The organism is Rhabdobacter roseus (assembly GCF_014202275.1).
GTDB lineage: Bacteria > Bacteroidota > Bacteroidia > Cytophagales > Spirosomataceae > Rhabdobacter > Rhabdobacter roseus.
Genome location: NZ_JACHGF010000003.1, coordinates 838,712 through 851,577 on the forward strand (window position 1 = coordinate 838,712; position 12,866 = coordinate 851,577).

A 12,866-nucleotide genomic window follows, 5' to 3' on the forward strand; every position below is an offset into this window, starting at 1 on the left:
TCATTTCAGTACATGATGCGCTTTTTGAGACAAACCTTTACACTCTTTTTGCTGCTGGGGTTCACAACCGTCCGGGCCCAAACGCTCCCTTCGCCCAAAGAACACTTTGGCTTCACCATTGGCGACAACTACCACCTGGCTACCTTCACCCAAACCGAAGCGTACTTCCAGAAGCTCGCCGCGGCCTCCGACCGCATGGAGCTCACCGTGATCGGGCAGACCGAGGAAGGCCGTAACCAGTACATGTTCATTGTGTCTTCGCCCGAGAACCTCAAAAAGCGGGCCCGCTACCAGGAGATTTCCCAAAAAATGGCCCGGGCCGAAGGCCTGACCGACGCCGAGGCCAAAGCCCTGGCGGCGGAAGGAAAAGCCGTAGTATGGATCGACGGGGGACTGCACGCCACCGAGACGGTAGGTACCCACCAGCTCATCGAAACGGCCTGGCAGCTCGCTAGCCGGAAGGACCCCGAAACGCTGAACATCCTGGACAATGTCATCATTCTGCTCACGCACGCCAACCCCGACGGCCAGGAGCTGGTGAGCAACTGGTACATGCGCGAAAAAACACCCGAAAAGCGCAGCCTCGACCACCTGCCTAAGCTGTACCAAAAGTACATTGGCCACGACAACAACCGCGATTTCTACATCATGAACATGAAGGAGTCGCAGAACATGGGGCGTCAGCTTTTTGTAGAATGGCTGCCGCAAATCATGTACAACCACCACCAGCGCGGCCCGGCGGGCTCGGTGCTGGCGGGGCCACCCTACCGCGACCCCTTCAACTACGTCTTCGATCCGCTGATGGTGACGGGCATCGACGCCGTGGGCGCGGCCATGTACAACCGCCTCAACGTGGAGAACAAGCCCGGTTTTACCCGCCTGACGGGCTCCACCTTCTCGACCTGGTACAACGGCGGCCTGCGTACGACCACGCACTTCCACAACATGATCGGCCTGCTCACCGAGATCATCGGTAGCCCCACGCCCGAGGAAATTCCGCTGGTACCGCAGCGCCTGATTCCCAACAACAACACGCCCAACCCCGCCACGCCCCAGAAGTGGTACTTCCAGCAGTCGATCGACTACTCGCTTTCGCTCAACTGGGCCGTGCTCAACTACGCCGCCCGCCACCGCGACGAGTTATTGTACAACATCTACCACATGGGCAAGAGCTCCATCGAGCGGGGCAGCAAAGACTACTGGACGCCCTACCCCAGCCGAATCGACGCCATTACGGAGTCCATCAAGAAGGCCAGCCCGGCAGGGGGGCGGGCTAGCGCGGCTCCGGCGCTGAGCCACTACGAGGCCGTGCTCAGAGAGCCTTCACTGCGCGACGCGCGCGGGTATATCCTTCCGGCCAGCCAGGCCGACTTTCCCACGGCCGTCAAGTTTGTAAATGCGCTCATCAAGACCGGTATCCTGGTACATAAAGCGACCTCCGACTTCAGCGTAGACAACAAAACCTACCCGGCGGGCTCGTATATCGTCAAAACCAACCAGGCCTTCCGCCCGCACGTACTGGATATGTTCGAGCCGCAGGACTACCCCAACGACTTCCTGTACCCCGACGGTCCGCCCGTGCGCCCCTACGACGCCGCCGGGTGGACGCTCGCCTACCAGATGGGCGTGCAGTTTGACCGCGTCCTGACGGACTTCACCGGCCCCTTCGAGCGGGTACCGTACGGCGAATTGCAGGTACCTAAGGCGGCCAGCCCTGCCAAGGCTACGGCGGGTTACGAGCTCAGTGCCCGCACCAACGATTCCTTCCTGGCCGTCAACGACCTGCTGGCCGCCGGGCTGGAGGTATACCGCATCACGGCCGCCGGAAGCGGCCAAGGTACCTTCTTCGTGCCCGCTTCGGCCAAGGCCAAAACCATCGTGGACAAAGTAGCGCAGGAGCGCGGCCTCACGGTAACGGCGGCCCCTAAACGCCCCGCAGCCACCGACCTGACGAAGCTCTCGCCCCGGCGGATCGCCCTCTGGGATACCTACGGCGGCTCCATGCCCTCAGGCTGGGTACGTTGGATTATGGAGCAGTACCACTTCCCCTTCGACGTTATTTTTGCCAAGGACATCGACGCCGGTGAGCTGCGCAAGAAGTACGACGCCATCGTGTTCGTGACGCGGGCCATCCCGGCTGCCAGCGGCCCTTCCGAGTCGGGTGGCTACTACGGTCGGCGTCCGCCCCAGCTGGAAGAAATTCCGGCTGAGTACCACGCCACGCTGGGTAGCATCACGGCGGAGAAATCCATTCCTGAGCTCCGGAAATTTCTGGAAGCCGGAGGTACCATCCTGACCATCGGGAGCAGTGCCAACCTGGCCTACCACCTGAACCTGCCGGTCCGTAACGCGCTGGTAGAAATGACCCGCAGCGGCGTAGACCGCCCACTCCCCGGCGAGAAGTACTACATTCCGGGCAGTATTTTGCGGGTGGCCGTCGACTCGTCGCAGCGCGCTACTTGGGGCATGAACGGCCAAACCGACGTGTACTTCGACGCCAGTCCGGTGTTTACGCTCGCACCCGACGCCCTCGCCCGGGGTACTTTGAAGCCCCTGATGTGGTTCCCCAACGACAAGCCCCTGCGCAGCGGCTGGGCCTGGGGACAAGCCTACCTGCAAGGTGGCGTCACGGCCTTCGAGGCCACGGTGGGCTCCGGAAAGCTGCTGGTCTACGGGCCGGAGATCACCTTCCGCGCCCAGGCGCACGGTACCTTTAAGCTCCTTTTCAACCAACTGTACAGTACCCGCTAACGACCCTACTCCGGTACCTGGCTCACCAGGTACCGGTTTCTTTTTTGATGTGCTCTGTACCCCGGCGTCGCCGACGCCCTGCTATTGCTTTGTCCAATCTTTATCCCAATTTTCCTAAAAAATGAAAAAAACAATACTCCTCCTGTGGGCGTTGGCCGCCGGTACTTTGAGCCTGGCCCAGGAACGCTCCGCCCGAACCCCCTCCCTGGAAGAACAGGTAGCCGCTCTCCAACGGGAGCTGGAAGGCATGCGGCATACCTTTGATAACCTCGATAAAGCCGTCGACGACGTACGCTGGCACCAGCGACTGGGTGACGTAGCCTACGTGGATAAGGTCATCATCACGGGCCCGCCACCCGCCGTGGTGCGCAACCCCACCGGGCAGGGAGCCAAAAATCCCGTGCGTTTTTCGTCCTACGTGTTTATTCCTTCCAACCTCGACCCCAAGAAAAAGTACCCCCTGCTGGTGCTGCCCCACGGCGGCGTGCATAGCAACTTCAATACCGCCTACGCGCACATTATTCGGGAGCTGATTGCGCAGGAATACGTGGTGGTGGCCCCCGAGTACCGGGGTAGTACGGGCTACGGCGGGGGCTTTTACCGCCTCATCGACTACGGCGGGCTGGAGGTAGAAGACACCAAAGCCAGCCGCGACTACATGCTCAAAAACTACGATTTTGTGGACAAAGACCGGGTTGGCATTCTGGGCTGGAGCCACGGTGGCATGATTACCCTGCTCAACCTCTTCGATCATCCCGACGACTACAAGGTAGGCTACGCCGGGGTACCCGTAAGCGACCTCGTGGCCCGCATGGGCTACAAAACCCAGGGCTACCGCGACATGTACTCGGCCGACTACCACATGGGCAAGTCGGCCTACGAAAACGTGAACGAGTACCGCCGCCGCTCCCCGGCCTGGAATACCCATAAACTCAAAACGCCCCTGCTGGTGCATACCAACACCATCGACGAGGACGTCAACGTGCTGGAAGTGGAGCACCTGATCAAGGCCCTGAAGGCCGACGGCAAAAAATTTGAATACGAAATTTACAAGGACGTACCCGGTGGCCACACCTTCGACCGCATCGACAACTTCGGGGCCAAGGAAATTCGCCTAAAGGTATATACCTTTCTGGCCCAGTACCTCAAGCCCAATAAGTCTTTTAAAAACGTAAACGAACTCAACGCCGCCGGGTACTTTCCGCGGTAGCCTTAACCATTCCTACCCATGCGCCGCCCTTTTGTTCTCTTTCTAAGTACCCTGCTGCTTCCTCTTTCGCTGGCCCACGCCCAACAAACCCTCCAGATGAAGGGGCTGAAACAGCCCGTGGAGGTGATCCGCGACCAGTGGGGTATTTCGCACATCTACGCCCAGAACGAGCACGACTTGTTTTTTGCCCAGGGGTACGTAGCCGCCACCGACCGCCTTTTTCAGCTGGAGCTGTGGCGGCGGCAGGCTACCGGTACCGTGGCCGAGCTGCTGGGCCCCGGTGAGCTGAAACGCGACCTGGGTACCCGGCTTTTTATGTTTCGGGAAAACCGGGAGCAGGAAATGGCGCACTACCACCCGCGGGGCAAGAGCATCATCACGGCCTACGTGGCGGGCATCAACGCCCGGGTGGCGGAGATGCGCCAGGACACGGCCCGACTCCCGCTGGAATTCAAGCTCCTGCAAACGCTGCCCGGCTTCTGGACGCCCGACGTCGTGATTAGTCGGCACCAGGGACTTATTTCCAACCTGACGAGCGAGCTCAACATCGGCCGGCAGGTGCATTTGCTGGGTGAGGAAAAAACGCGGGAGCTCAACTGGTTTCATCCTACCTACGCCCCGGAGAAGGACCCCAAGCTGACGCTGGAAAAGGGCGTAGAGGGGGCGGCGCTCTTCCAGGATATTCTCGAACTCTACTCAGCCTTTCGCAGTCCGGTGCGGTTTCGGAAAGAGGATAAATCGACGGGGGAGGTTTTTGATTTTCAGGAATGGTACGCCACCGAAAAGGAGTACGTGGGCTCCAACAACTGGGTCCTGAGCGGCCAGTATACCCAAAGTGGCTTCCCGATGCTGGCCAACGACCCCCACCGCACCCAAACCACCCCTTCGCTGCGCTACTGGGTACACCTCAACGCCCCCGGCTGGAACGTCGTCGGAGCCGGGGAGCCTACCCTGCCGGGCGTGTCGGTGGGGCACAACGAGTACGGCGCCTGGGGCATCACCATCTATAGTACCGACAACGAAGACCTGTACGTCTACGACACCAACCCCGACAATCCTGGGCAGTACCACTACCAGGGAAAATGGGTAAGCATGACAACTCTCACCGACACCATTCCGGTAAAAGGACAAGTACCCTACGTAGCGACCCTGAAGTACACCCGCCACGGGCCGGTGGTTTTTGAAGATACCCAAAACCACAAAGCCTACGCCGTACGGGCGGGCTGGCGCGAAGTAGGCTGCTCGCCCTACCTGGCCAGCCTCCGCATGAACCAGGCCAAAAGCTGGGAAGAATTTCGCGAGGCCTGCTCCTACAGCCGTCTGCCGGGCCTCAACATGGTCTGGGCCGACCGCCGGGGCCACATTGGCTGGCAGGTGGTGGGGCTGGCACCGGTGCGTCCCAACTGGTCGGGGCTGGTGCCGGTACCCGGCGACGGGCGCTTTGAGTGGGCGGGGTACCTGCCCATCAAGCAGCTCCCCCACGTAGCCAACCCGGCCAAGGGTTTCTGGGCTACGGCCAACAACAACCAGATCACCGCCGACTTCCCCCACCGCAACGCCATCGGCTGGGAGTGGTCGAGCCCCTACCGGGCGCAACGCATCGAGGAGGTACTTTCGGCGGGGCAGCGGCTCAACCTCCAGGATTTTGCCCGCCTCCAGGCCGACTACCTCTCCGTACCCGCCCGCACGCTGGTACCGATGCTGCTGGCGCAGGTCGCACCCCAAACCGACGCCGAGCGCGAGGCCCTGGACTGGCTCCGCAGCTGGGACTACCAGTTGCATCCCGACGCGCGGGCGGCCACCGTCTACGCCGAATGGGAAAACCAGCTCAAGCGGGCCCTGTACGAGCGCGTCGTACCCCAAAACGCCCGCACCCACCTGCGCGCGCTTTCCACCAAGGTACTTCTGGACTACGTCATTACCCCGCCGGCCTCCCTGGGTACCCAGCCCCTCGCCCAGCGCGACGAGCTCCTTAAAAGTACTTTCCAAAGTACCCTCTCCGCCCTGGCCAGCCGCCTGGGGAAGGACCGCAGCCGCTGGACCTACGGGCAGGCCGCCAACAAGCACATTACCATCAAGCACGCCTTCAGCGACTGGGTGGACGAAGGTACCCGCCAGCACCTCGACCTGGGGCCGGTCCCGCGGGGCGGCTACGGCGAGACCGTCAACAACACCGGCAATACGCCCAACCAAACCCACGGCGCCTCTTTCCGCATCCTGGTCGATACCGAAAACTGGGACAAAACGCTGGGCATCAACAGTCCGGGTCAATCGGCCGACCCCGCCGACCCGCACTACCGCGACTTGTTTGAGCTCTGGGCCAAGAATCAGTACTTCCCGGTGTATTTTTCCAAAGAAAAAATCAAAGCCGTGGCCGACCGTACCTGGATTTTACAACCCTAACTACCCCTTCCATGCGCTTTTCTTTTTTCAAAAAGGTACTTTTCACCGGCCTGGGTACGTTGGCGTTTTTGTGGGCCCAGGGGCAGGCAACCGTTACCGACCCGGCCTACATCCGGGATTTTCTCCGACGGGTATCCGCCGAGAGCGGCGCGCCGGGCGTATCGGCGGCGGTAGCCGTGGGCGGTCAACTCATTTTTTCGGACGGTATCGGCTACGCCGACCTGGACAACCTAATTCCGCAGACGGGCAAAACCGTGCACAACATCGGCTCGGTATCCAAGGCCGAAGCCGTGGTCGCCATCATGCAGCTGGAAGAAAAAGGACTCCTGAGCCTGGACGACGAAATCCAGAAGTACCTGCCCTACATGCCCCGGAAGCAGAAACCCGTCACGATCCGGCACCTGCTCACGCACACCTCGGGCATCCGGCACTACGCCACGCAGGACAACGAGGCCTTTGGTACCAAGCGCATGCGCCCCTACGACACCTTCGAGGAAGCCACGACGCTCTTTCGCGACGACCCGCTGCTCTTCGAGCCGGGTGCTTACTACCACTACTCTTCCTTCGCCTGCAACCTCATGCACGGCATCGTAGAGAAAGTATCCGGTTTGGATTTTGAAGAGTACATGAAGCGGCACGTATGGCTACCCGCGGGGATGCTCACCAGCAGTTTCGACGTACCGGCGCGCCTCGTGCCCCACCGGGGCAAAGGCTACGTGCGGGCCGCCAACGGGATACTGATCAACGCACCCTACGAAGACGTCAGCTACAAGTACGCCGGGGGTGGCATCATCTCTACGGCCGAGGATATGGTCAAGCTGGGCGTGGCGCTCAACCGCGGACTCCTGCTCAAACCCGCCACCCTCAAAAAAATGACGACGCCCTACTTCAACAAGTACGAGAAAGCGTTCCGGGGTACTTCCAACCCTACCCAGGTACCCCAGTGGCAGGGATTGGTGTGGTTTGTGGGGCAAGACCAGCGGGGGCGCAGCTGGTACGGCCACAGCGGTACGGTAAAAGGTACCCGCTGTTTTCTGATCAATTTCCCCGCCGAGGCCGTCGTGGTGGCCATCCAGGCCAACATCGGTAGCATTGCTATTGACGAGTACGCCCTCGCCCTGGCCCAGCTCATCCTGGCGGACCTGACCCCGGTAAGTACCTCTAAGTAAAGTAGTTGAAAGTACCCTTAAGGCTAAAAAAAAGCGTACACAGGCAACCCGCCTTCTTTTTATAAAAAAGGATATTTGCGCGAATTGCGCCATTTCTCCCCGCTCATTCATTATAAAAGCAGACTTTCCCCCTTATTAGTACAGGGCGGGAAGTCTGCTGTTGTTTTTGAAGGTACCCCGGCCTTATCTTTATAGCTTGTATTCGTTTTTTTCTTTACTCCTTTACCCTTATGATCCGAATTCCTGTAGCGGCCATTGCGCGAAAATTCTCCCTGGTACTTTGCCTGCTGGCGGTAGGTGTTTCCACGGGTTTTGGTCAAACCAAGAACAAACAACCGCTGGTAGTCTTCGTGGCCGGTGACCACGAGTACAGCGGCGAACAAACGCTCCCGCTCATTGCGGCCGAGCTGGAACGAAACTACGGCTTCCGTACCCGCGTAATCACTTCTTCGCCCAACCAGAACGCCGAAACCAATATTCCCGGCCTGGAGGTACTTCGCGAGGCCGACCTCGCCATCTTTTTTCTGCGGTGGCGGCAGCTTCCTCCCGAGCAGCTCCAGTACATCGACGAGTACCTCAACTCCGGCAAACCCGTCATGGGCTTCCGGACGTCCACGCACGCCTTCAACTACCCCAAGGGCCACGCCTCCGAAGCCTGGAACGCCTTCGGTGAGCGCGCCTTTGGTTCGCCTCCCGGCTGGGGTAAAGCAGGCCACACGCACTACGGCCACGAAAGTACCACCGACGTCAGCGTCATGGCCAACGCCGCCAAACACCCCATCCTAACGGGCGTCAAGCCCGCTTTCCACGTACCTTCCTGGCTCTACCACGTCCGGCCCGACTACCCCCCTACAGACGCCACGCTGCTGCTGATGGGCAAGTCGGTGAACCCCGACAAGGCCGCCATCGAGAACCCCGTAGCCTGGACCTGGACCAACAAAGCCGGGGCGAAGGTGTTTTTTACCACCCTGGGCCACCCCGAAGATTTTCAGGAAGAAGGCCTCCAGCGGCTCACCGTCAACGCCATCCACTGGCTGCTAGCCAAGCCCGTCCCCAAAAAATGGAAGGGCAAAATTGACATCCAGGTACCTTATCGAGGGATTGTGAAGTAACCATTGGGCAGGTACTTTTTGGCGGGTACTTGAGGTACTTTTTCGTATCCGCCGGCAAGTACCTACCGTTTTATGCTACGAAAAGGAAGCGCTTGCGAAGGTACCTTGTCCGGGTTTGGGCTTTAAAAGTACGTCTGTTAAGTTGTTGATGTCTATTCCTTTTAAAACATCTAAACAGGTTACGGATTCGTTAATTATCAGACTAAAGCGAAAAACATGATGTCCAGACACGTGCTCATACAACAGACCATAGATAATCTGTCTAAGCTTCCTGACCAAAATGTAAAGGAAGTATCCGACTTCGCCGAATTTTTGGTAAGTAAGCTAGAAGATAGGCTTCTAACGGAAGGGATTCAGCAATTGGTTACTAAGTCTCAATCATTCCAATTTTTGGAAGAGGAGGAAGATCTCTATACAGAGGCTGACTTAAAAGAAAAGTATACGTGAAAAAAGGGGATATTGTACTGATACCATTTCCTTTTACGGACTTAACGGGCCAAAAGAAACGACCTGCTCTGGTTTTAGTTACTACCAGCACTGATATTACAGTGGCCTTCATCACTTCTCAAGTAAAGTGGCAGGAAGAGTACGATTTAAAACTTGACCCAAACCCTGAAAATGGGTTAAAGAAAGCCTCTCTTGTCCGACTCAGCAAAATAGCCACTCTTGATCATGACCTGGTAATTGGTAGGCTAGGTACTTTACCTGCAAGGGATACAGATCTCTTAAATAAAAAATTAATCAAGTTATTTAAGCTCGATACATAGAAGGAAAATAGCCCCTCTTAAATATCCGAGGTATTATAATAAGCCTTTCCGTTTTACTCGGACTGACCAGATGGCCGTTGTACTTCTTTTTCACATGAGTTGCGAAAGTAAAAAGTGAATGATGTAGCCTAAAAAGTACCCCGCCGCCAGGCCCCGACAGAGCCGGATGGTTGGGTGCAGGTACCCTTGTATATTTCGACCCTCCAAATAATGAAACTAAACCCTATGAAAAAAAGTATCCATGGATTGCTCATCGTGGCTTGTGTGGCAATCGTTGCGTTCACGGCTTTCCAGTTTAGCCAATCCGAAACCCTGAAACTGAAAAAAGGTGCTCGTATCGCGCTGATTGGCAATAACCTGGGTTCGCGCATGATGAACTACGGCCACTTTGAAACCGAAATGCAGGTAAGGTACCCCGACAGCCTGCTGTTCATCCGCAACATGTGCGACGGCGGCGATACGCCCGGTTTCCGGCCCCACGCCAGCCGCAACTCGCCCTGGGCTTTTCCGGGAGCCGAAAAATTCCAGACCGAGTACGCCACGCCCTCGGGCAGCGAGGGGCACTTCGAAAACCCCGACCAGTGGCTCACCCGCCTCCAGACCGACATCATCATTGCTTTCTTTGGCTACAACGAATCATTTCAGGGCCAGGCAGGCCTGGAAAACTACAAAGCCGAGCTCGACGCTTTTGTCAAATACACGCTGAGCCAAACCTACAACGGAACTACCCCCCCGCAGCTGGCGCTGGTGTCGCCCATTGCCTTTCAGGATTTGTCCGGCAAGTACGACCTGCCCAACGGGAAGAAGGAAAACGAAAACCTGGCGATGTACACCAAAGCCATGAAGGAGGTAGCCGAGCAAAATCAGGTACTTTTTGTGGATGCCTTTGCGCCTTCTCAAAAGTGGTACGCGGCCAGCAAGGAGCCGCTGACCATCGACGGCTTCCAGCTCAACGACGAGGGCTACCAGAAGCTAGGTACTTTGCTAGCCGACCAGATTTTTGGCAAGGCCGCGCCCAAAGCCGAGGCCAAACGCAAACTGATCCGGGAGGCGGTCATGGAGAAAAACTGGATGTGGCACAACGACTTCAAAATCCCGAACGGCGTCCACGCCTACGGCCGCCGCTACAACCCCTTCGGGCCCGACAACTACCCCGCCGAAATAGACAAAATCCGGGAGCTGACCGCCATCCGCGACAACGCGATTTGGCTGGCCGCCTCGCAGGGCAAGAAAATGGACCTGGCTTCCGCCGACGAAAATACCCCCCAGCTTCCGCCGGTGAAGACCAATTACAATCCCGAAAAAAACGGGAGCACGGAGTACCTCTACGGACAGGCGGCGCTCGCCAAGCTGAAAGCCCCCCCCGGCTATAAGATCGAGCTGTTTGCTTCGGAAGAAGATTTTCCGGATCTGGCCAATCCCGTGCAGATGTCCTTTGATAACAAAGGGCGCCTCTGGGTAGCTACCATGCCGAGCTACCCGCACTACCGCCCCGGCGATGCCAAGCCCAACGATAAACTCATTATTCTGGAAGATACCAACGGCGACGGCAAAGCCGACAAGCAAACCGTTTTTGTGGACGGCCTGCACCTGCCGCTGGGTTTTGAGATTGCGCCCGAAGGTGTTTATATCTCGCAGGGTACCAACCTGAAGCTTTATACGGACACCAACGGCGACGACCACGCCGACAAGAGCGAAATCCTGCTGAGTGGCTTCGACGATCACGACACCCACCACAACAGCAGCGCCTTCACGGTAGATCCCTCCGGGGCGATCTACTCGGGCGAGGGAGTCTTTTTACATACCAACGTCGAGACGGCCTACGGGCCCGTGCGCGCTACCAACGGCGGCTTTTACCGCTACGCCCCGCAGCTCCATAAACTTGAGCGCACGGCCCAGCTTTCCATCCCCAATCCCTGGGGCATCGCCTTCGACGACTGGGGCCAGCCTTTCTTTGCCGAAACCTCCAGCCCCGACGTACGCTGGATGATGCCCGGCACGGTACTTCCCCGCTACGGCGAGGCTACGCACAAGTCGGCGCAGCTCATTGAAGAAGCCCACCGGGTGCGGCCTACCTCCGGCCTGGAGTTTGTGTCCAGTCGGCATTTTCCCGACGAACTCCAGGGCGACTTCCTCATCAACAACACCATTGGCTTTCTGGGCATGAAGCAGCATACCCTCAAGGACGACGGCACCGGCTACGTGAGCAAGCACCGGATGGACCTCGTCGTGGGTGACGATCGGAACTTCCGCCCCGTCGACATGGAGTTTGCACCCGACGGCTCGCTCTACTTCATCGACTGGCACAACATCCTGATCGGGCACATGCAGCACAACGCCCGCGACCCCCTCCGCGACCACGTGCACGGCCGCGTGTACCGCATCACCTACCCCGCGCGCCCGCTGGTGACGCCCGCCAAGATCGACGGCGCCAGCATCGAGGTACTTTTGGAAAATCTCAAACTACCCGAGTACCGCACTCGTTACCGCACCCGCCGCGAGCTCCGGGGCCGCAACGTCAGCCAGGTACTTTCCAAGCTAAACACCTGGGTAGCCAAGCTGGACAAAAAAAATCCTAACTACGAGCACCACCTGCTGGAGGCCCTGTGGGTGAGCTGGGGCCTGAACAAGGTAGATCAAAAACTCCTGCGCCAACTCCTCAAGGCTCAGGACTACCGCGCCCGGGCGGCGGCCGTGATGGTAGTGCGCTACACCGGCCACCAGGTACCTGACCAGGCCGACCTGCTCATGCAGGCCGCCCGCGACGACCACGGCCGGGTACGGCTGGCGGCCATCGTGGCGGCCTCCTGGATCGGGAAGGAAAAAGGGCTGCCCATCTTGGCCGAAGCCGCCAAAAAACCGCTGGACGAATGGATGATTTATGCCCACGAAACCGCCGTGGCGCACCTCAACGGCGAGCCCGTGCGCAAGAAAAAAGAGGCCGCCGTAACTTCTACCCTGAAGGGCAAAGAGCTGGAACTCTTCACGCTGGGTAAAACGCTTTACAACAAAGAAGGCTTCTGTGCCACCTGCCACCAGGCCGACGGCACCGGGCTATCGGCTTCGGGCTTTCCGCCGCTTGCCAATACCAAATGGGTGTCGGGCAACGAGGAACGTCTGATCAAAGTTGCTCTCAAAGGGCTGCTCGGACCGCTGGAAGTAAACGGCACCAAGTACGCCGGACAAGTACCCATGACGCCGTTCGGTGGCCTGCTCAACGACCAGGAAATAGCCGCCGTACTGACCTACGTCCGGAATTCCTTCGGCAACAAGGCACCCGCCATCATGCCCGAGCAAGTGAAAAAGGTACGGATCGCGACCGAAAGCAAAAAGGACTTTTATTCGCCCGACCAGCTGCTCCGGGAGCACCCGATGGAGAAGTAAAGTACGGGCTTGCTACCAAAAAAGAACCGCTTCGTGAGCCTGGGCCCGCGAAGCGGTTCTTTTTTGGTCA

7 protein-coding genes are annotated in these 12,866 nt (G+C 58.5%); all 7 read left to right on the forward strand.

Going from position 1 to position 12,866, the window contains the following annotated elements:
- The first annotated feature begins 15 nt into the window (after positions 1 to 15).
- Entirely contained in the window at positions 16 to 2,751 is a 2,736-nt protein-coding gene (locus HNQ92_RS13360) for a M14 family metallopeptidase (RefSeq protein WP_246440154.1), read from the forward strand.
- A gap of 121 nt (positions 2,752 to 2,872) precedes the next feature.
- Positions 2,873 to 3,961, forward strand: coding sequence for an alpha/beta hydrolase family protein (locus tag HNQ92_RS13365; protein ID WP_184174511.1), 1,089 nt, complete (start codon positions 2,873 to 2,875; stop codon positions 3,959 to 3,961).
- An 18-nt stretch (positions 3,962 to 3,979) separates the two neighbouring features.
- On the forward strand, positions 3,980 to 6,364 hold the full coding sequence (locus HNQ92_RS13370; protein ID WP_184174512.1) for a penicillin acylase family protein: 2,385 nt from the start codon (positions 3,980 to 3,982) through the stop codon (positions 6,362 to 6,364).
- 11 nt (positions 6,365 to 6,375) lie between these two features.
- Positions 6,376 to 7,533: a serine hydrolase domain-containing protein gene (locus tag HNQ92_RS13375; RefSeq protein WP_184174513.1), complete on the forward strand. Its 1,158-nt coding sequence runs from the start codon at positions 6,376 to 6,378 to the stop codon at positions 7,531 to 7,533.
- A 230-nt stretch (positions 7,534 to 7,763) separates the two neighbouring features.
- A complete protein-coding gene (locus HNQ92_RS13380) occupies positions 7,764 to 8,645 on the forward strand; it encodes a ThuA domain-containing protein (RefSeq protein WP_184174514.1) in 882 nt (293 codons plus the stop codon).
- A 443-nt stretch (positions 8,646 to 9,088) separates the two neighbouring features.
- Positions 9,089 to 9,412 (forward strand): type II toxin-antitoxin system PemK/MazF family toxin, encoded by a 324-nt coding sequence (locus HNQ92_RS13385; protein ID WP_184174515.1) that lies wholly within the window; start codon positions 9,089 to 9,091, stop codon positions 9,410 to 9,412.
- A 225-nt stretch (positions 9,413 to 9,637) separates the two neighbouring features.
- Positions 9,638 to 12,796, forward strand: coding sequence for a PVC-type heme-binding CxxCH protein (locus tag HNQ92_RS13390; RefSeq protein ID WP_246440080.1), 3,159 nt, complete (start codon positions 9,638 to 9,640; stop codon positions 12,794 to 12,796).
- Positions 12,797 to 12,866: the final 70 nt, after the last annotated feature.